Origin of the sequence: Candidatus Vicinibacter affinis (assembly GCA_016714365.1) — a bacterium.
GTDB lineage: Bacteria > Bacteroidota > Bacteroidia > Chitinophagales > Saprospiraceae > Vicinibacter > Vicinibacter affinis.
In genome coordinates this window covers 362,787-383,679 of record JADJNH010000007.1, presented here as the reverse complement: position 1 = coordinate 383,679, position 20,893 = coordinate 362,787, and the positions used below count along the sequence as shown (strand labels likewise).

Sequence of the window (20,893 nt, the reverse complement as noted above, 5' to 3'; positions counted from 1 at the left end):
TTGGTAGAATTAGATTTCAGCGGATTAAATTCAGAACCCACTGGATGGACTGTAATTATTCATCTGTTTGTACAAATTCAGGGTGTATAAATTTGACCTTTTTATGCAAATATAAAAATCAATTTTATATTTGCATAAAATGTCGTCTCAAATGGTTATCAAACGCAATATTGAGGATAGGATTAGAGAGATGTCCCGAAAATTTCCTATTGTATCTTTGACTGGACCACGCCAGTCTGGAAAAACAACCCTTTTAAGATCGATGTTTCCGGAATATCAATATGTTTCATTGGAAAATCCGGATATTCAGGATTTTGCTTTACAAGATCCTCGTAGATTTTTGGAAAATTATGGTCGTTATGTGATTCTGGATGAAGTCCAGAGAGTTCCCCATTTGTTTAATTATCTCCAACAAAAAGTAGATGATGATGGCATTGCTGGGCAGTATCTGTTGAGTGGATCGCAAAATTTTCAACTTATGGAAAGCATCACTCAGAGTTTGGCTGGTAGGGTTGCTTTGTTTAAATTGTTTCCTTTTTCTTTTCGTGAATTAAAAAATGCAGGTTGGATGTCAGATACCATGGAAGAAACCATTTTCAAGGGTTTTTATCCCCGAATTTTTAGTTCTGAAATATCTCCTTTAGATTATTATCCAAACTACTTTGAAACTTATCTACAACGTGATGTCAGGCAGTTGACCGCTGTCCAGGATTTGGTGATTTTCCGAAATTTTGTGCGTCTTTGTGCAGGTAGAATAAGTCAGCCCCTTAATTACCAATCCCTCTCAAGTGACGCAGGAATTTCACCACCAACTGCTAAAGCCTGGATGGGTGTTTTGGAAGCAAGTCATATTTGCTATTTACTACCTCCATATTTTCAAAATTATTCCAAGCGTTTGGCCAAGTCTCCAAAACTGTATTTTACCGATGTGGGACTAGTAGCAAATCTATTAGGCATTTCCTCACCAAGAGATCTTCAAACTCATTTTTCTCGGGGTCACCTGTTTGAAAATTTGATAGTATCTGAAATCATGAAACAGGGATTCGAAAAGGAATGGAATCCCCAATTTTATTATTGGAGAGAAAGCAATGGACATGAAATCGATTTGTTGTCAGAGACAAAAAACGGTTACACCATAGCAGAAATTAAATCTGCATCTACCATTAATAACTCATTTTTTCGAAATCTTCAATTTTTTCAAAAACATTCAAATGCTGATTTGCAACTCAGGTCGTGGCTGATTTATGGCGGGAATGAATCACAGCAAAGAGGCTTTGCTACAATAAGGCCTTGGAATGATTTGGAAGGAATTTTTTAACAAATGGATAGCACTCAAAAATCCCAGATCTAAATTAATTTGACCAATGGATGAGCTAAATGTACCAAACCATGTTTGTAATATTTATTTTGCTTCTACTAACAGGTTGTCAAAAATCTGCCACCACAATTTTTGTAAATGAACACAGCCAATTAATTTTTAAAAAGAAAGACAGTTTATTTATTACTAATGAACCCTTTGCTTTTATAAAAATAAATAAATTTTCAAATTCTAAAAACATAATGGTTTATTCAACAGAATTAGGTTGTGATTCAATTGGCAATGAATACAGCATTGAAATGACAATATCAAAGTTGAATAATTCATTTTTACTGAAATTTAATGATACCTGTGCTGAAAATTCGAACTATTCAGGAAAGTATAATCAATTAATTTTAGATCCGATTCAATGGGATTCACTTAAAATTCATTTTGCACACAGTGTGGAATTTGATGTAATTGTCCATCGTCATAAAACAAAGGATTTATCTAAGAATAGCCATATGTTGGATTTTGATTCAGAAATTTTACTTTTTTTTCATGATATGTTTAATAATGATAATCGTTATACTCGATCAATTGAAGTTCCAGAAATTATAATGTTCCATAAGGGTTTAGTTATAAAAAAAAGAGACGAGGATATTTACCCAACTATTTAATCAATATTAAAAAAATAAGTTATTCTAAATTTAATTATTGGTAATCATACTAAATGATTTACTTGAGCTGGTTAGGATTAAATTTCTGTTGATTTATTTTTGAACTCACCTGAATCTTAGCAATTATTCTTATTTTTGAACCGACACAAAGCGAACCAATTAAATGAGGACATCTCTCAAGCACTCATTATTTACCCCTTTCATTCGTTATGATTATGAATGCATGCCGGATTAGTTTATGGTACTTAAAGTACAGCTGCAGATGAAAAAACCTACACTAAGCATATTTAATGGATTCAGGAAAGGTCTTCATTCCGACCCCAAATTTATCTATTACGCTAATACATCCTGGTATTTGGTCTATACAATTCCTCTTTCATATGTAAGGGATATACAGGAATTTGAAAGTAATATCGAAGAATGTGGGTTATATTTTAACATCGATTGGTCTTATGAAAGGGATGTGAATAAGGTAAATGCTCAATGTAAAAATTGGAAATAATAACATTTATTGATTTTATATGCAACTAAAAATGCTACTATCTATTTTTTTCAGCATGATTTATGTATTTCAAAGTGCAAGTCAAGCAACGAATCGAGACTCAATTATTGGCATTGTTGAATTGATAAAATCTAAGGGTAGTTATCTTGAAAGTAATAATAAAAGAGATTTAGATAATTATTGGTGTAAAGCAGCTGTGTTAATTGATTCAATGTTATTCAATTATGACAGTATTTTAATAGAATATATAAATCAAAATGAAGAGTTTATAAAAACTTATAAAGATTCATCTGTGGTTTTTGTTTCAAGTGGATCAAATGGATCCTCAACATTTGAAAGAAGTTATTGGTTTTACAAAGAGTCCTTAAAATATATTGGCATTGATAGTATTTCTCTAATTACCCAATTTCTTAGGGATAACAACCATGTGTTTGTCTATAAATTTCTTCAAAATTATGATACAACTAATGTGTATTTTCTTTACGAACAGCTTGATACTATATCAAGAATAAAACTATTGGAAAATATGTCTTCCATCTTAAAGTTAAAAGATAATTTTAATATTTTCTTTTCATTCATTAAGTTCAAAAACATAATTAAAAATGATTCATCACTCTACGTAAAATATTTGTATAATTTAAACAGATCAGAAACATCCAAAATGAGAGATTCTATTTTGGGTAATGAATTGTATGAGTATTTTACTTTAAGAAATTCAAATTGGAACTTAGACAGTTTTTTGATTAAATTTAGCATTAGAATTGACTGTAATATAGCTTCAATAAAATTGGATGAACAACAAAACATCGGTCCATCATCTTGGACATTAAAAATGCAGAGGTATTATGAAAAGCAAGATAGTCTTCTAGGTAAAATTGATTTTACAAAAGTTGATTCTAATATAATTAAATTAATTTTTGATAGGTTTAACGATATTTCAATGGTTGAATCTGATCGAGACGTTGTGGAGTTTGTCGATGTAGCCCAATTGCCTCCAGAGGATCGAAGGATTTATGAATTGTCAAATGATACCACTCTGTGGGATGCAAGTATCTATCAATATAGACCTGATTCAGCTGATAGTGGATTTAGAGCAGACACCTTGACAAATGCTGAGCTAATTGGAGAGTTGTATCAATTGAACTTTCATAGTATTAATGATTCAATTGGAGTATTTGGTTACGAATTTCCAAATCAATTGATAATTAGACTTCGCAAAATATTTCAAATACTCGGCGATCGCAATACCTTCGGGTCTTACACCCCGAGTCCGCAGGATACCGGCATCCTTTATGCCTGGGTGGATAAATATTATGATGCGGTACTGCACAGCAGCTATCCGGCCATGCAAGATGAGGCAGCTGATCAAATTCTAAGACTATGGCGTTTGGTGTATCCAAGATGGGTGGGTTGGTTAAAAAATGAAAACTTAATGGAACGAGCACTCATTAAACAGCGGATCATTTATATGCTGAATGAGGAGTTGATATTGGACCTGATCGCTCGGGGAGATGCCGTATATACTCCTGAATCACCCAAGGAAGCACATATTCTGGCGGATCCACTACTGGATGTGTTTTATGGAGTAGTGATTCCGGAGCATTTGAAATCCACAAGAAGGCCATCGTGGTCAGCGGTGGAAGCACAACGCTGGGTGGATGACTACATCGTTCCCGCGCTGAAACGGTGGAAGTATTTTGGCTTTTAAACTTAATTCACCATGAAGAATACCTTTCTCATAATTACGTTTTTCTACTTACTCACTGCCTGCCTTTATGATTAGAAGAAGATTGATTAGATTGTATTAATATAAAATGCAAATAATAATTTTTTTATCATTTAAATTTATAACGGAGAATCTAAAGGGCTGGCAGGAAGGAATTTACTTTTTGGAATTAAACGCAGCTGGTGTCCGATATACTCAAAAAATAGTTAAAGTGAATTGAGGCTCTCTTAATGTCCTTCGGGACTTTGTCCGATGTCCATTTTATGATACTTAAGATTTACCATTGCAACAGCGGTCCATTCATCTCCTAAAGGCTATCTTTACACCATGATTGCAATCCAGGACAAATTGATCAGTGATGAAGTCGTACAAGCTTTCTTTGCATGCGAACTCAGTATTTGTAAAGGGGCCTGTTGCGTGGATGGTGATTACGGTGCCCCGCTGGAGGAAGAAGAATGCAAATCTCTGGAAGACATCATTCCCGCGCTTAAACCTTATCTTCCGGAAGCTTCCTATGAGAAAATACTAAAAGACGGTGGATACGTCTTTTATGAAGATGTGCAAACTTTTGGAACGCAATTGATGCCGGAGGGACCTTGCGTATTTATGAACTATGATGAACACGGAATAGCCATCTGCGGAATCGAAAAAGCCTGGAAGGAAGGCGCCGTCAATTTTCGAAAACCCATCTCCTGCCACCTCTATCCCATCCGGGTCAAACACAATCCTGATCAGGGTTTCACCGCACTGAATTACGACCGCTGGCACATTTGCCGGCCAGCCTGCTCCAACGGACTCAACAACAAAATTCCTTTATACAAATTCCTTAAAGAAGCACTCATTCGTAAATTTGGAGAAGCCTTCTACGAAGAACTGGAAGCAGCTGCGGAAGAACTTGGGAAGAAGGAGTTAATTAGTTAATTCCAATTTCAAGAACTTAATCAATTAACAAAACGTTGAGTTAAGGATGTAAACAGTCAAAAGACAATAAAAAAGCCCACACCACCCATCAGAATGGGGACGCAGGCCCTCTTATCGGAAAATAAGGCCGCAAAAGTAAGGCTTTTGGATTGTATTGGGATTGTTTTTAATTATATTATTAACAATTAAAAACAAAATTTATGTACACGACATTTATTTTTAAAAAAATCCTAAAGTTTTCTGCTTTAAGTTTAAGCTCTATCCCTTCGACATTAGTTATCATTGTATTTATGAGCTTCACTTCTGTTTGTCTAAATGCACAGTGTTTAATGGGATCTAATGGAAATCCACCATGCATTTTATCAAACTGCAATATTGGGAGTAAAAAATGCCTGAAACTAAAAGTGCATTTTATTAATAATGCGATTGCTGGCACTCCATCAACTGCACCAAATGATATGTTCATGGCTGGTTTTATAGGTGCAATTAATAGCTATTTTTTACCAGGTAATATAGAATTTACATTCGATGAGGAATGTATTCATAGGGTAGAGATGCCGAATAAAACACAGAACACCTTAGGCATCGATTTGATGAAAGATTCCAATGGGGAGGTAATCGAAAATACCATTTTTGGTTACAAAAGGGGCTATATTAATGCATATGTATATCAGGTTAACAACGGAAGTGGTTTTGCATGGGGTCAAATGGATCCCAAAAACGAATTTTTATTTGCGAGTCTAGACCCTAAAACCTTCGCACATGAATTGGGTCATGTATTGTCTTTATTTCATACAAGGGCAAATCAGGATTATACAAATCCATTTACTTGGGAGTGTAAAGGTGGTATATCAACAACATTGGGTGATTTTATTTCAGACACATATGCAGATCCTTATACAATGGATTTGGATGACGACAAAATCCAAGACAAAGATAAATGGTTTTCAAACTGTTCTACTTTAAGTGAAATTAACAATTACCCCGATGCTTGTGGTAACACAACTATTCCATGGAATCCTCCAATAAGCAATTTAATGGGAATTGATGAAGCACACAGTTGTTGGGATCATTTTACGCCTTGTCAATTCTCTGCTATGCATTGTGAAATTGAAAATAATCTTCAAAATTATTTAACAGATTGTCTTCTAGGAGCAGACCCAACTTGTAGTACAGATATTGAAATTAATATACCGACAGTCTGGAGCAATATAACAAAAATTATGTGCCCGGGACAGAAAATAAAAATTTCAAAGAATGGCTCATTAACCTTGATAAATTCTAAGATTACAAAGTCAATGCAACCTCGAAATACTGAATGCCCAACGCTCACAGGAATGTGGGATGGTATTTATATCGAATCAGCTGGATATGGATCTGGTCAAACTCCCGGTGGCCCCCCGAGTCCCACAGGCGGAATTCTTTCAGTCACTGAGAATTCTGTGATTGAGTTTTCGATTAATGGTATTCAAGCTCCAGGATCACATAATGGTATTACAATTAGTAATAGTAAGATGGAAAATAATGGAATTGCCATTTATTCGAAAGGGCCAGGAGGTTTAATCAGTTCCGGAAATGTATTAATTACATCAAGTCAGATTAATTCTTCACCAGCTTCCTTACCCGTTTTAATAAGAATGAATGGAAGTAATCTTACTATTCAATCTTCTTCCCAAATTACAAACTTAGGTGGGTCAGAAATTACAGGAATTAAGAGTTATAATGGAAAGTTGATCGTTAAGTATTCAACAATTAAAGACTTTGGTGTTGGAATTGACAAAGAGTTAAATGGTGGAATTGGGATTGGCCTTATTTTGAGCAATAATCACATACTTGGTGATTATATTTCTGTCAGAAATACGAGTTCGGGCGTTACAGCAACAAAGAATTACTTTGAAGGTGAAATAAATCAAATCGGAAAGTCCTATGGTCGGTGGTACGCCAATACTTTTAAGAAAGATGTATCACTAAATAATCCAACACTGAGTTATTTTTTTAGCGAAAATCAGTTTGATGGGTCAAAAATGGCTCTCAACAATAATCAGAGCTTAACCGATGCAACTTGTAATGTTTGGAAAAATACACAAATAGCAGCTTATGGATTTGTGGATGTAAATGATATTAAAGCCAGCTGGGGTGCTAAAGAAGTTTCATCCGGTAATAAACATGATGGATCGATGCCAGGAATGATTAATATTGGCACTAAACCTATTAGCAATTATCAATGGTTAGGTGATCTTCTGACAGTATTTACTTACGGTTTTCAATTCACAGGACGAAATGCAGATGCACCTAACTTAAATTGTCAGTATAATTTATTTCCAACACAATTTACTGGCGGTGGTGGAGGCTCAGAGAGTGAATACAATAATGACAACAATAATCAGTTATGGTCGAATCTCACTCAACAATTAAATTCTCTTGAGACTCAAGCCGGGAATGCAACTGGACAAGCTCTTCAATATTTGCAGGAACAAATTGCAGATGTCAAAGTATCCATTGGACAGACAGTATTAAATGCACTCCAGAATATTGATCCACTAGAATCCCCAGTGAGCTATGATCTTTGGGTAAGTCGGGGAGATGTTGTAGTTAGTCAACAGATTACCATGATTGGGTATTGGAACTCAACTGATTATTCCGGTTTGTATAACTATATTAATGGTTTAAGTCTAAGTGGCGATGATCATCTGGATAGAGGAAACTTACTTAGTGGTCTCAATACTTTGACCACTTTTCAATCCCAATCTAAAAATTTGAGTCAGCTTGAAGAAGAGGACTTAAATATATTAATCGGCATAGCATCATCCTCATTTGGATCATACACTGCACTAATTCGAGCTTGGCTTAACATCCAATATGATATCCGTATTGATCCACCTGCTGAGTTAAATTCTTATTCAAGGAAATATACAAATTCAGATTTAGGTATAACATCAACTTTAATATTGGTTCCGAACCCTACTTCAGACTGTGTAGAGCTAATTTGGAGAGGAACAGATCCAAGCATCATGCTTGCAGTTACAGATCTAACAGGAAAATTAAAATTTTCATCAAACGTATTAAAAAATGTCCCCGTTTGTCTTAAAGATGTACTTGGCAGTGGACTTTTCATCCTGCAAATCTCTTCAGGTAATTCATCTCAAATATTTGAAACGAGAAAACTCATCATTAAATAAGCAAAACAATATGTTGGGGAGTATCGTTATTCCCCAACATTTTAATCGATCAAAGAATGAAAGTAATATTTATAATTTTAAGTTTGACCATCGCATCTTGTACGGGCTCAGCTCAAGATCGATCATTCTTTAACTTGATACCAGACATTGGAGCAGTCAAAGGGCAATGTGTATTTGGTTCCATAGAATGTGATTCACAATATATTTATATAGTCGGAGATGAAGTCGTTAGTCAGGATTCAAACGGTCGCAATAAAAAAGTTAAACCATATTTTACAAAATTCGATTACCAAGGAAATCTAATTCATTCTGTAGTAGTAGGGGAAAATGATTTTTCAAGGCCTTATAAGTATGAAAATTATCCACTCTTCAAAAGAAATGATTCTATTTATTATTATAACATGTACAATTGGGATGATACAACACTTCAGTATCTAAAAAACTATATAGTCGCCATCAATATGAGGTCAGGAAAGATTGTGAAGAAAGTTAAAGTGGAACAACCAGTCAGTGGTGATATTATTTTTAGTACTCATTCTGAAATGGATTCTGGTTCAAATGAGTTAATTTATGTATTCAGACATATATATCACAGACAATATACTACAGACCAATATATATATACTTACAATGACAGTCTGGAACAATTATCGAGAATAAAAGTAAAGAATATTCAAAGACGAATAACGATAAGATACATCTCATTCAAAGGTGGATTCTATCATCTCATTGGAGATGAATTTGAAGTTAAAAATAATGAATTGACGCACAAAGGATGGCTCATCTATCTTAAGGTGGATACATTAGGTAATGTAATAAGAGAGAATAGACTAATGACTCCCGGTAATATTTATACAAATGGAGGATTTACTTATACAATAATTAAAGACGAAAAAGACAGCGGCTATTATATCGGCACCAATGATAATATTGATTTTGTAAATGACAAGTTAATACCTTACATTTTTCATGTCTCTTCGGAACTCGATACCGTCTATTGGAGGACAAGATTCCAACACTCACTGTACCTAGAAAAAGGGAATGCTTCATTTATCAATAGAATTACCATGCTTAATGATGGATCTGGTATGGTCATCTGTGGATCTGTTTTCACGCAAGAAGTAAACGAACCAGACTATGGTATTATTTTTAAAAGTAACTTAAATGGCGATAGTCTTTGGACTCGAGATCTTCAACCCTTGGGTTGGGACAGTACCAGAGCCTGGTGGATGAGCATGGAAAGCATTAGAACCACACCTTATAATACTCTTATAGTATGTGGAAGAGTATCTGATGGGAGTGAAGAAGTGATTAAGGGATGGCTGCTACATCTTGACTCAGAAGGCTGTCTTGTTCCGGGTTGTGATAAAGTCGTAAGTAATACAGACATTCAATCTGGCAAAGAAAAAGCTTTTGCCATATACCCTAATCCATCAATATCAAACCATTTGTATTTACTCTCAAGAATTGGGGATCAATCAAAAGTCACTCTAGAATTAATTGACCTTTCTGGTAAAGTACTACATACCTCTCATTTTAATCCACAACTGGGGACACAATATTTATTGCAATTTCCAAGTGATCTATTAAATGGTGAGTACTTACTAAAGATTCAAGGAAAAGCGTATCATCAGATAGAGAAAATTGTTGTTATTAGATAGAGAGTTTAGAATGAACTTTGGTATTATCATTACTCCCCAACATTTTAAACTTTCTTTGGATGAAAATATTACATATATTATTAATATTGAGTTTCGCAACACAAGAGATAATATCTCAAGAACGCACATTCTTTAACTTAACTCCGGATGTTGGAGCAGTCAAAGGGCAATGTGTTTTTGGTTCGATAGAATGTGATTCCCAATATATTTATATAGTAGGTGATCAAGTCGTCAGTCAGGATACGACAGGAGGTTATAAGAAAGTCAAGCCAAATCTCACAAAATTTGATTACCAGGGTAATCTTATTCATTCTAAGCTAATAACGGAAGATGATTTCACAAAACCCTATGTTCGGCAAAATTACCCACTCTTCAAAAGAAATGATTCTATTTATTATTACAACATGATCAACTGGGATGATACAACACTTCAGTATGTTAAAAACTATATTGTCGCCATCAATATGAGGTCGGGAAAGATTATAAATAAAGTTAAAGTAGAGCAACCAGTCAGTGGTGATATTATATTTAGTACACATTCTGAAATGGATTCTGATTCCAAAGAATTGATCTATGTATTTAGACATCAATATTCCAGACAATATACTATGGAGAATTATATATATACCTACAATGACAGTTTGGAACAATTGTCAAGAATAAGGATCAAAAATATTCAAAGAACAATAACGATTAGATACATCACATTCAAAGAAGGATTCTATCATCTCATTGGAGATGAATTTGAAGTTAAAAATAATCAATTTACACATAAAGGATGGCTTATCTATCTTAAGGTGGATACATTAGGTAATCTAATAAGAGAGAATAAACTTATAACTCCCGGTAATATTTATACAAATGGAGGATTTACTTACACAATTAAAGATGATGGGAGTGGCGGTTATTTCATTATTACAAATGACAATATTGATGTTTTGAATGATAAGTCAATACCTTATGTCTTTCATGTATCTTCTGAATTGGATACTGTGTATTGGAGAACTAGATTCCAGCAACCATTAATCATGGTTGGTAATAATTTTCAATGGATTAATAATATGAGTTTACTTCATGATGGTTCTGGAATGGTTACATGTGGATCTCTTCTAACGCCTCCTGTTGCAGAGCCTGGTTATGGATGTCTTTTTAAATGTTCTATTCTAGGTGATAGCTTATGGACAAGGTTATATCAACCTTTAGGCTGGGATAGCCTTCGGGCAACATCCATGGTAATGGAAAGCATAGTAACCACACCTTATAATTCTTTAGTTGTATGCGGGAGGGTTTCTGACCGTAGAGATTTAGTGTGGAGAGGCTGGCTTCTACACCTTGACTCAGAAGGCTGTCTTGTTCCGGGTTGTGATAAAGTCGTAAGTAATACAGACATTCAATCTGGCAAAGAAAAAGCTTTTGCCATATACCCTAATCCATCAGTATCAAACCATTTGTATTTACTCTAAAGAATTGGGGATCAATCAAAAGTCACTCTAGAATTAATTGACCTTTCTGGTAAAGTACTACGTACCTCTCATTTTAATCCACAACTGGGGACACAATATTTATTGCAATTTCCTAGTGATCTATTAAATGGAGAGTACTTACTAAAGATTCAAGGAAAAGCGTATCATCAGATAGAGAAAATAGTTGTTATTAGGTAAAGAGTTTAGAACTTAGAGGCAACTAGCAATAATTAATTGGGTCATATTTTCTGTACATCAATTTCTTTTCCGAATTGCAGGATGTAGCCATTGATGTCCAGGATTCCGAATTCGCGCATGCCAAATTCAAAATCATCTATCGGATAATAAATGTGAACCTCATCCTTTAATTGCGCCCATAAGGTATCTACATCGTCCACCTGAAAATAGAAACTGCCGGAAAAATAGCAACCCTCAAAAGGAGTATGCTCATTGGGGCTTGCCAGCATCAGATAGGCCTCATCCTTGTGTAGGGAGGCCCATTTCCAGTCTGGATTGTACTCATCACAGGAGAAGCCAAGCAACTCTGTATAAAACTTAATGGATTCTTCTAATTTGTCCGTCCAGATCATGGGACGCAGCGAATGAAACTTCATAATTATATTTTATTAATTCCTACCTAACAATCAACAAAGAAACTGAAGAAAACCAATTTCGCAAAACAAAATTAGAACGGCAGGATTGAATCCTTTATCCGTCTCGATGAGGCTGATGATTTAGACAGAAGTACGCTGGTATCTTGGATAACATTCAGAAATTCATTAAATGCCCTTAACCAAATTTCATTGTACAATCCGCAAACATCCCCGGAGGACAAATTCAAATTTATAGAATGGGTTAAAAAGATTCCAATACTTCATTATATAGTTATCGAATGAGAAATTCAGCCCGGCCTTTTTCATTTTAGCTAAAACTGATTTAAAAAGCGTTCAAAACAAAATACTGTTTGAGCCCCCATGCAGATAAGCTAACAAATAGATTACAGTAAGGCCTGGAGCTATTGCTGCTGCTTAATGCGAGTTTATTTGGTTTAGCTTTTTAAGTTAGTTTTAGCGTTAAGAAATGAAAACAGCCTTGATTTTTTTTTGGTTCTTTTTTGTATTATGAAAAAAAAGAACAATCATAATGGAATGGAATTTAGGACAACTTTAGTGAATGACGGGGTCCACAAAACTGGTTTCTCCCCAAATTTTTGGCTTGACCCAATTTATATCCTCCATCATCAACCCATGGACCCATGGTCTGACAACATGATTTCATTTTAGGCTTATTTCAATCTATATTTGTAAAAAAATAAGAAAAATGAAATTCATTGCATTTACCTTGTTAAGCTTGTTTTGTTTGAACCTGGCGTCTGCTCAGAATTGGTCCTTGAAAGCTTCCGTCCTGTTGTCCACTACGCTGGACGAATCAAAGCGTTCCATTACCATCAGGTGGAACCAGGAACCTTTGGCAACAAGGTACATGATTTTCAGAAAGACAAAAGAAGCCAAGGCCTGGGGTGTTGCCATCGGAAATTTACCCGGGGATGCACTGTTTTTTACAGATACTTCCATTCAGATTGGCCAAGCCTATGAATACCGTGTAAGCCGGTCAGCTTCAGATATAGGTGCCAATGGCTACCTATACGGTGGAATTAAAGTTCCTGCTGTTGAACCAAAGAAAACTATTTTACTGCTGGTGGACAACCGGGTGAAAGACAGCCTTACTGCTGAAATCAGTCGTTTGAAATCTGCATTGGAAAATGAATCCTGGCATGTGTTACAATCCAATATCCCAACGACCATGACGGTGTTGGAGGTGAAGAATCTGATAAAGACCCAAAGAACCAGTTACCCCTCGTTGAGCACTGTTTTCATTATAGGCCATGTTGCGGTACCATACTCCGGAAACTTCGCCTGGGATGGACATACAGATCATGCCGGGGCCTGGCCGTCAGACACCTATTATGCAGACATGGACGGGGGCTGGACAGATGTAAGCGTCAACAACGTTACAGGATCCAGGGCAGAGACTAAAAATATTCCCGGTGATGGAAAATTTGATCAGAGCCAGATACCCAATGACGTTGAACTGGAAGTAGGCCGTGTAGATTTCTACAACATGCCTGATATTAAAAAGTCAGAAATCACCCTTCTTCGTAATTACCTCAATAAAAATTACCTTTTCAGAACCGGTAAAATTAAGGCCAAGAGGAAAGCAGTGGTGCAAGACAATTTTAATTTCATGGGTGAATTTTTTGGATCTACCGGATACCGCAATGCTTCCGCATTTTTTGGCCCGGACAGCGTTATTTCCGGCAGCTACAGAGATTTATTGTTGGCTGACTCTTATTTGTGGTCCTATGGCGCCGGAGGTGGAAGCTATACCTCGGCAGGAGGTATCAGCAATACTACTCTAATGGGTACGGATTCGCTCCAAGGCATTTTTACAGTTTTGTTTGGTTCATATTTTGGAGATTGGGACAGCCCGAATAATTTTTTGAGATCTCCTTTGGCAAGTGGTACCATGCTGACCTGTGTATGGGCTGGAAGACCGGGTTGGCAATTTCATCACATGGCCATGGGCGAACACATAGGATACAGTCACCGACTCAGCACCAACAACAATGGCGCCCTTTACAATGTAAGTCCTACCGCACTCAGAGGAACGCACATGGGGTTGATGGGCGACCCAAGTCTGAACATGTATCCAATGCAAGCTCCTTCCGGATTGTTGGTGAAAGAAAACAAAGAGAACATAGACTTGAGCTGGCAGGCATCCCCGGATGCTACGGCAGGCTATACCATCCTGCGTAAATTTAAATCAGAGACACAATATAAAATTGTAGCCAGAAATCTGAATGCTTTGACTTACAATGAAAAATGTCTGACAAAGGACTCTACCTATGAATATCTCGTCTGTGCAAGCAAGCTAGAAACCAATGCAAGTGGATCATTTTATATGTTGTCACCCGGCGTCAAAGGAAGTGTCACCATAAAAGACAACCATGTGGCAAAAGCAGATTTTCAATATGTAAGTGATTATGAATTTTTCAGCGCAAAAGCTACCAGCCTGAATGCTTTGGGAAATACCTGGATTGCAGATGGAAAGACATTTAACAGAGACAGTTTGAATCTTGTATTGGATTGCAAAACCAATCCACTTAATCTTACACTCATTGCCAATTCAGCGTGTAATGTAGATACCGTAAAACGCCTGATCAGCTATGTATGCAGTGTTCCGGAAATTGTAAAAACCAGGATCACTCCTGATATTAAATGTTTTGGTGAAGTGACCAATATTTATCTGGACAGCATCAGAGGAGCGGCTCCATTTACTTTTGCATGGAGTAATGGCAGTACAAAATCTTCCGCGGAAGGCGTGTCCGGAAAAGTTACCGTGATTATAAAATCTAAAAAGGCTACCGCCGATACCATGACGTTTAATCTGCCACAATTCGCCGAATTGATCATCGACAGCATTCATGTCAAAGGGGTAAATACGGGGTTCAATAAGGGCAAGATACTCAAAGTCGATATTCAGGGTGGAACACCTCCATATATTCAGGAAATTGTAGGCAATTTTGATCCTGATTTTTTGGAGCCCGGAGAATATACTTTAAAAGTGATCGATGACAACGGATGTGTGACCGTACGAAGATTTATCATAAAATTAAATGTCGGTCAATACGAGGCGGGTGAATCGCATGCCGTTATTTATCCTTCACCGGCAAAAGATTATGTGCTGATCCAATTTTCAAAGTGGACGACCTTGCCAAAGGATTGCCGATTACAGGATGTGCATGGCAGAGAATTTCATCCGGAGATTACTTCACCTTCAGTGGATGTGATGAGGTTAGATCTGCGCAATCTACCTTCTGGATGGTATCAGATCCTGAGCCCTTCTACCGGCCTTAGACGGGGCTTTATGAAGATTTAGTGTTAAATTAGTCTTAAAATACGAATTACTTCGTAGGAATAAATCTTCTTTATTATATTTGCTATACGAAACTATTCGTACAAGCGTATGGCAAAGACAGGAATAAGACCCACAGAAGCGGAATTGGACATTCTCCAGATATTATGGAAGCATGGTCCTTCAACGGTAAAGCAAGTAAATGAACTGATCAACGAAAAGAGAGAATCAGGTTATACCACGACCTTAAAGATCATGCAGATCATGGCAGAAAAAAATTATTGCAGCCGTGAAATGGATGGAAAAACACACATCTACAGTGCATTGGTAAAAGAACATCACGTTAAGAAAAGTGCTGTGAAGGAATTGGTGGATGAAGTGTTTGAAGGTGCAGCCATGGAACTGGTTATCCAGACATTGGGGCATTATAAAGCTACCGACAAGGAACTTAAAGAACTCAAGCATTTGATCAGGGAGCTTGAGAAAACGCAACAAGCAAAATAAATCGTCATTGAGTTGAATATTCGTCTTGATTAAATTCACTGACATACAAATATTAAGGGGCTATGAATTTTAAATTGTAAAGGATATTTTTCATTCTTAAAATCTAAATGATGGGTAGTGGTCAAGTACAGTTCTGGTCAGATGTGCAAAGTTCCTTCGCATGGATGTTGGTTCATTCTCTTTGGCAGGGGACTGTACTTGTTTTTCTGGTTTTGTTGGCAGAGAAGTTTCTAAATGCCCGCAAACCTCAATTGATCAATGCAATTTACAGATTCAGCCTGATTGCATTCCTCTTGATCACTTTGGGTACTTTTATTTATCACTTTTTTATCGGCGTGGACATATTTAAATTGTCTCAATCCTGGTGGTCCGGATTTTCGGACAATTGGGTGCTTTGGGTAAATCGTTCCTGGGCTGTAGGAGGCTTCATTTTATTTGTGCGCTATGTGTTCTCTTATTATTTTTTAGAGCGCATTCGATGGCAATCAAATGCAAAATTCCCGGATGAATGGAATCGTATTTTTTTACAAATCAAGCAGAATTTGCAAATCCGGCAATCCATTGTTTTTATCCACTCTGAAAAAATCACTTCCGCTTTTGTTACCGGCTTTTTTAAGCCTATGCTGGTACTGCCAACTTCCTGGGTGAATAACCTGAGTTATGAAGAAGCAGAATGTGTGATTGCACATGAGCTGGCTCATATTCTTGCAAAAGATCACCTGTACAATGTGATTTGCAATTTTTGTGAATTGATATTTTTCTTTAATCCTGCTGCTCATTTTATCATCAAACGTATAAGATTTCAAAGAGAAATTTGTGCGGATTGGCTCACCCTCAGAATGATCCCAAAGACTTTGGAATATGCATCCCTGATTCTTAAGTTGGGAGAGAATCCAACATTCATTCCTGAATCAGACCAAATTGGTTTTAGTTCTGAAAAAAATCAGCTGTGCAGAAGAGTGAAACATATTCTGAACATTAATTATTCCAGAGAGAAAAATTACAAAACATGGATGAACATGTTTTTCACCTTTGGGTTTACTTTGTTGTTGGGATACTTGGTAGCCGATAGGGAAATACAGCTGCCCGTCAGCATTTCCGGCAGGTTGGATTGGGCTTGTCTTCCAGAGAACGATGAAGTGGCCACACCGGAAAAGAAGACCAGCCATAAAGTCATTCCGACAAGAAGGGTAACACCTTCTGCTTTAAAATTAAGCCAAACAAAAATTAAAAAACCAAATCCGAACGGAATTCATCCTGCACAAAATATCAATGAAGAGACTGAGTTGCTGACAGAAAAGTCTGCGGCTGATCATCTCGACGAAACAATTGTAGAAACTGAGGAATTGGAAGTGATGGATACAGACGAATCAACACATGAACATGAAGTCAGAATGTCTGAAATAAGAGAATTGGCGAGGACGCTGAGACAAGGGGCTGCTGAAACAAAAGATAAAGTGATAAGGGCCATGTCCCAGGCAATTAAATCATCCGGCCAAAAGGAGCAAAGCTATAAAATCATTATTTTGCAGAATCAGGGGGATCTTAAAATCAATGTTTCTGATTATAATACCAAAGAGGCAGGGATAGAAATTAATTAATTATTTTTAAATAAATTACGTGGTTATGAAAAAAATAAGTTCATCAATTTTAGCAATGCTGTTCTGTACAGGATGGCTTTTGGCCCAGGGTTCAGATACGGGCGTTACCAAAGAATCTGAAGTAAAAAAAGAGAAAAGAGTAATCGTAAAGAAAGTAATTCGTTCAGGATCTCCTTCTTCTGAGGAAGCACAGATCGAAGTAATAGTGGATTCGGTCCTCGGTGAGTTAAAGGGAAATGAAGAGGGTCGTAAAGTAAAAGTTTTCATACACAAAGACGGCAAGACCAAAGAAATCAACGGAAACAATGTGGAAGTTATAGTAGAAGAGGGCAGTGATGAGGATGGTCCGATGATGTTCCATTGGAATGAAGACGGTGGATCCAACATGGCAAAATGTGATGCACCCAATAAAGCTGTTTTGGGTGTGCAACTCAGAGATGCGGGGGGTGATAACGGAGCTACCATTGATCAGGTTTATGAAGGAAGTGGTGCAGAAAAAGCCGGCCTTAAAGAAGGAGATATGATCATGAAAATTGATGGCAAAAAAGTTTCCGGTTTTGAAAGTGTAGTAGACCTGATGTCCGGTAAAAAAGTAGATGATAAAGTAAAAGTAGTTTACTTGAGGAATGGCGAAGAACATAAAGCAACAGTGGTGCTCGGCAAGTGCAGTCCTGAAATGTGCCAACCAAAATGCAAAGCCGGAAATATGAAAAATTTTCATTGGAATGAGCAGGGAATGAATGAAGAGCAAAAGCAAATTCTTAGGGAACACATCAGGGAAGGAGCTGATGAATTGAGAGAAGAGGCCTTTAGACTTAAAGATTTGGGTCGCGAAATAAGTGAAGAGTTGAATGCAGAGTTAAGAAATCTGGAAACAAAAAATAAGGTGCAGGATGAATCACTGGAGATCACGTATCTCTCCGGCTCCCCGAACCCAAGTCAGGGGCAACTCAAAATAAAGTACCAGGGAACCAAAGGTCCAATGATGTTACAGGTTTTGGATCTCAATGGAAAGGAGCTTTATAAGGAAGACCTGAAAGAATTCAATGGCAGCTATGATAAAGAGATCAACATTGATCATGTGAAAGGAACCGTAATTCTAAAAATTACACAGGGTAAAAAGGTTTTGTCTGAAAAAATTATTGTGGAATAGATTTTTTTATTCACCTTTGCCTTCAGATAATTTAATAACCAAAATTCAACACAACCCGGAGTCCAAAAACTCTGGGTTTTGTTTTTAATCCCTGTTTCAACCTACAATTTTTCGATGAATGTCAAGGACTTTGGATTGGATGTTGTTGATTTTTTCTTCCATCCAGCTGTCGTAGGATTGCTTTGGTTCCATAAAGCTGATGTGGGCTTTGTATTGCCACAATTCATCTATTTCTTCTAAGCCCAGATTAAACGGAGGGTACATTGGATTGTCAGAAAGCAAACTGAGGGTGTTTTTGTTGAAGTCAGGGTATAATCTTTTGTAAACAATACCATTTTGACGCGAGATTAATATGTATGTTTTACCGGCTATTATTTCCTTCAGTTGCTCAACAAAAGAGCATACGACTATGGATCCAGATTCCATGGGCGGCATGCTGTCTCCGCTGATTTCAAAAGCACGATAATATTTACCCTTTAGGGAGGGCAAATTGATCTTGGGAAGTTCTTTTACATATTCCGGATTGTCAAAACCTTCCAGATACCCCGCGTATGCCTTGTTCTGGATCAGTTCAATGTTGGGATTCCCTTTTTGGTCCATGGTAAGACTGAGTACTTGTCTCCCATGAATTTCATTTAATTCGGTTTTGTCATGACTCAGATCATATTTCAACAATACCTCTGCCGGAATGCCATATAGATTGCAAATGTTTAAAAGTGTGGCCAAATTCGGTTCGGTGTGACCACGCTCATAATCGCCCAAGGTGGTTCGTGAAATACCCAATTTATCGGATATTTGTTGTTGTGACAATTGATCTCTTTGGCGAAGGAATTTGATATTTTCAGCAAAGTACATATTTCAGTTTATCTTGCAAAGATAATCATTGTCGAATATTTCGACACCAATGTCGGATTTATTGATATAGCGAAATGAGTAAGCTAGAAAAGTTGAAGACGCAATTTTATCACTTTTTAAGTCCGATCAGGGATTTTAAAAGAAGGCAGACTTTTGTTTTTTATTCATTAATCTGTTTTGGTATAATTCTTTTTTTTATACAATTCATAGTGGCACCTCATCCTTTTCTATGCAGATTTAAAGGAGAAAATTACAGCATGTTGTGGCAGGTAGCGCCACCGGATGGATCACCTTTGAAGTCAGAAATGCTGGCGGTAGGCAATGATTGGAAAAAAATTCAATTTGAATTTGCCATGTGGCCCTTGTTTGTATATGATCCTTACCAAAACAATCAGGAGGATTCCTGGAAGAAACCATTTACCGGTTCTGATGGATCAGTTTGGTTGTTGGGAACTTATGAACTCGGGAAAGATGTCTTGTCCAATTGTTTATACGGGTTGAGAAAATCTCTGCTGATTGCACTTATGAGTGTTTTGTTTGCACTCGTCATTGGATTGCCCGTAGGATTAGGCTTGAGTTATTATCATTCCAATGGGTTAAAAGTTTCTTTTGTCACCTGGTTGTTTGGATGCATTTTACTTTTGTTACTGGGTTACCTCTTTTTAGTTTTCATTGAATACCGGATACTTTCATTTCAGTTGGTATTGATATTCTTTTTACTGTCGGCCATTTTTATTTTTTTATTCAGGAGAGGTGAAAAAAATAGGCATGGCATAAAGTTGTTTCCGGATAGGATTTTGTTGAATTGGATAAGTCTTATGAAATCATTTCCCATCATGCTGGTTTTGCTGTTGTGTGTTCAATGGGTTCAAAAGCCGGGAGTTGTATTTTTGAGTATGATCATGGGGATATTTTTCTCAGTGAGTGTGAGCAAATATGTGAGATACCTCAGCATCAGTGAATCTCAGGAAACTTATATAAAATCCATGAAAGCCTTTGGATATTCGGATGCAAGAATCATTTGGGTGCACCTGATGCCTAAGATACTGCTGGATATTTTTCCATTGCTGGCCTTGGGAATGGGCAGTAGTATTCTTGCAGAAGCATCACTTTCATTTCTTGGATTGGGACTTCCGGTTGAGGAAATTAGCTTGGGAAATATGATGCACAGTGCAAGAAATTATCCCAGTGCATGGTGGGTCGTTTTATTTCCCGGGCTCTGTGTATTTTGGTTGGTATACACTTTTCAAATGTTGGGAAAAGCCTTTGATGCTGAGGAACACCGCTAAGCTTGGAACATTATTATGCCTCCTTCTGGAGATCATATTTGGAAGAATGGAGGATTTATTCTCTGAACAATTCTGTCCATAGAAAATTTAAATAAGGGGACCTTGGAATGTACTTTCCTGAAATAGGTTTATCATTACGTTAATATT

The 20,893-nt window shown here is 36.8% G+C and carries 17 protein-coding genes; 14 read left to right on the top strand and 3 right to left on the bottom strand.

The genetic code is table 11. The annotated features are described in order from the left end of the window. Nucleotides 1-151: 151 nt before the first annotated feature. The 5 genes from IPJ53_16460 to IPJ53_16440 all read left to right on the top strand — a co-directional run bounded on the left by IPJ53_16460 (nt 152) and on the right by IPJ53_16440 (nt 5,126). Entirely contained in the window at nt 152-1,318 is a 1,167-nt protein-coding gene (locus IPJ53_16460) for an ATP-binding protein (protein MBK7800694.1), read from the top strand. Between the two features lie 71 nt (nt 1,319-1,389). After that, complete coding sequence (locus IPJ53_16455; protein ID MBK7800693.1) at nt 1,390-1,977, top strand: hypothetical protein; 588 nt, start codon at nt 1,390-1,392, stop codon at nt 1,975-1,977. A gap of 262 nt (nt 1,978-2,239) precedes the next feature. Then, a complete protein-coding gene (locus tag IPJ53_16450) occupies nt 2,240-2,479 on the top strand; it encodes a hypothetical protein (GenBank protein MBK7800692.1) in 240 nt (79 codons plus the stop codon). A 31-nt stretch (nt 2,480-2,510) separates the two neighbouring features. Continuing rightward, nucleotides 2,511-4,187, top strand: coding sequence for a hypothetical protein (locus tag IPJ53_16445; GenBank protein MBK7800691.1), 1,677 nt, complete (start codon nt 2,511-2,513; stop codon nt 4,185-4,187). Nucleotides 4,188-4,532: 345 nt separating this feature from the next. Next, nucleotides 4,533-5,126 carry a DUF3109 family protein gene (locus IPJ53_16440; protein MBK7800690.1) on the top strand — a complete coding sequence of 198 codons (594 nt, stop codon included), beginning with the start codon at nt 4,533-4,535 and terminating at the stop codon, nt 5,124-5,126. A 178-nt stretch (nt 5,127-5,304) separates the two neighbouring features. On the opposite strand, the gene IPJ53_16435 is transcribed toward IPJ53_16440, so the two are convergent. Then, nucleotides 5,305-5,592: a hypothetical protein gene (locus tag IPJ53_16435; protein MBK7800689.1), complete on the bottom strand. Its 288-nt coding sequence runs from the start codon at nt 5,590-5,592 to the stop codon at nt 5,305-5,307. Between IPJ53_16435 and IPJ53_16430 the strand changes: the two genes are divergently transcribed. The 4 genes from IPJ53_16430 to IPJ53_16415 are packed head-to-tail and all read left to right on the top strand — an operon-like array spanning nt 5,591 to nt 11,627. Then, nucleotides 5,591-8,305, top strand: coding sequence for a hypothetical protein (locus tag IPJ53_16430; GenBank protein ID MBK7800688.1), 2,715 nt, complete (start codon nt 5,591-5,593; stop codon nt 8,303-8,305). The genes IPJ53_16435 and IPJ53_16430 overlap by 2 nt on opposite strands. 56 nt (nt 8,306-8,361) lie before the next feature. Then, nucleotides 8,362-9,966, top strand: coding sequence for a T9SS type A sorting domain-containing protein (locus IPJ53_16425; protein ID MBK7800687.1), 1,605 nt, complete (start codon nt 8,362-8,364; stop codon nt 9,964-9,966). Between the two features lie 59 nt (nt 9,967-10,025). Then, nucleotides 10,026-11,429, top strand: a complete 1,404-nt coding sequence (locus tag IPJ53_16420) for a hypothetical protein (GenBank protein ID MBK7800686.1) — start codon at nt 10,026-10,028, stop codon at nt 11,427-11,429. Between the two features lie 3 nt (nt 11,430-11,432). Then, a complete protein-coding gene (locus IPJ53_16415) occupies nt 11,433-11,627 on the top strand; it encodes a T9SS type A sorting domain-containing protein (protein ID MBK7800685.1) in 195 nt (64 codons plus the stop codon). 41 nt (nt 11,628-11,668) lie between these two features. Here IPJ53_16415 and IPJ53_16410 read toward each other — a convergent pair whose 3' ends face one another. After that, a complete protein-coding gene (locus IPJ53_16410; GenBank protein ID MBK7800684.1) occupies nt 11,669-12,043 on the bottom strand; it encodes a VOC family protein in 375 nt (124 codons plus the stop codon). 706 nt (nt 12,044-12,749) lie between these two features. Here IPJ53_16410 and IPJ53_16405 point away from each other — a divergent pair. The 4 genes from IPJ53_16405 to IPJ53_16390 all read left to right on the top strand — a co-directional run bounded on the left by IPJ53_16405 (nt 12,750) and on the right by IPJ53_16390 (nt 18,602). Next, nucleotides 12,750-15,368, top strand: coding sequence for a hypothetical protein (locus IPJ53_16405; protein MBK7800683.1), 2,619 nt, complete (start codon nt 12,750-12,752; stop codon nt 15,366-15,368). Between the two features lie 102 nt (nt 15,369-15,470). Continuing rightward, on the top strand, nt 15,471-15,848 hold the full coding sequence (locus IPJ53_16400) for a BlaI/MecI/CopY family transcriptional regulator (protein ID MBK7800682.1): 378 nt from the start codon (nt 15,471-15,473) through the stop codon (nt 15,846-15,848). Nucleotides 15,849-15,958: 110 nt separating this feature from the next. Next, nucleotides 15,959-17,449, top strand: a complete 1,491-nt coding sequence (locus tag IPJ53_16395; GenBank protein MBK7800681.1) for a M48 family metalloprotease — start codon at nt 15,959-15,961, stop codon at nt 17,447-17,449. A gap of 25 nt (nt 17,450-17,474) precedes the next feature. Then, nucleotides 17,475-18,602: a PDZ domain-containing protein gene (locus IPJ53_16390; GenBank protein ID MBK7800680.1), complete on the top strand. Its 1,128-nt coding sequence runs from the start codon at nt 17,475-17,477 to the stop codon at nt 18,600-18,602. Between the two features lie 96 nt (nt 18,603-18,698). Here IPJ53_16390 and IPJ53_16385 read toward each other — a convergent pair whose 3' ends face one another. Then, nucleotides 18,699-19,457, bottom strand: a complete 759-nt coding sequence (locus tag IPJ53_16385) for a LexA family transcriptional regulator (protein MBK7800679.1) — start codon at nt 19,455-19,457, stop codon at nt 18,699-18,701. Nucleotides 19,458-19,531: 74 nt separating this feature from the next. Between IPJ53_16385 and IPJ53_16380 the strand changes: the two genes are divergently transcribed. Next, entirely contained in the window at nt 19,532-20,746 is a 1,215-nt protein-coding gene (locus tag IPJ53_16380) for an ABC transporter permease (protein MBK7800678.1), read from the top strand. Nucleotides 20,747-20,893 lie beyond the last annotated feature (147 nt).

Coding starts and splice junctions, on each gene's coding strand:
- IPJ53_16460 (MBK7800694.1), top strand. CDS start 152: ATGGTTATCAAACGCAATATTGAGGATAGGATTAGAGAGATGTCCCGA.
- IPJ53_16455 (MBK7800693.1), top strand. CDS start 1,390: ATGTTTGTAATATTTATTTTGCTTCTACTAACAGGTTGTCAAAAATCT.
- IPJ53_16450 (MBK7800692.1), top strand. CDS start 2,240: ATGAAAAAACCTACACTAAGCATATTTAATGGATTCAGGAAAGGTCTT.
- IPJ53_16445 (MBK7800691.1), top strand. CDS start 2,511: ATGCTACTATCTATTTTTTTCAGCATGATTTATGTATTTCAAAGTGCA.
- IPJ53_16440 (MBK7800690.1), top strand. CDS start 4,533: ATGATTGCAATCCAGGACAAATTGATCAGTGATGAAGTCGTACAAGCT.
- IPJ53_16430 (MBK7800688.1), top strand. CDS start 5,591: ATGGCTGGTTTTATAGGTGCAATTAATAGCTATTTTTTACCAGGTAAT.
- IPJ53_16435 (MBK7800689.1), bottom strand. CDS start 5,592: ATGAACATATCATTTGGTGCAGTTGATGGAGTGCCAGCAATCGCATTA.
- IPJ53_16425 (MBK7800687.1), top strand. CDS start 8,362: ATGAAAGTAATATTTATAATTTTAAGTTTGACCATCGCATCTTGTACG.
- IPJ53_16420 (MBK7800686.1), top strand. CDS start 10,026: ATGAAAATATTACATATATTATTAATATTGAGTTTCGCAACACAAGAG.
- IPJ53_16410 (MBK7800684.1), bottom strand. CDS start 12,043: ATGAAGTTTCATTCGCTGCGTCCCATGATCTGGACGGACAAATTAGAA.
- IPJ53_16405 (MBK7800683.1), top strand. CDS start 12,750: ATGAAATTCATTGCATTTACCTTGTTAAGCTTGTTTTGTTTGAACCTG.
- IPJ53_16395 (MBK7800681.1), top strand. CDS start 15,959: ATGGGTAGTGGTCAAGTACAGTTCTGGTCAGATGTGCAAAGTTCCTTC.
- IPJ53_16390 (MBK7800680.1), top strand. CDS start 17,475: ATGAAAAAAATAAGTTCATCAATTTTAGCAATGCTGTTCTGTACAGGA.
- IPJ53_16385 (MBK7800679.1), bottom strand. CDS start 19,457: ATGTACTTTGCTGAAAATATCAAATTCCTTCGCCAAAGAGATCAATTG.
- IPJ53_16380 (MBK7800678.1), top strand. CDS start 19,532: ATGAGTAAGCTAGAAAAGTTGAAGACGCAATTTTATCACTTTTTAAGT.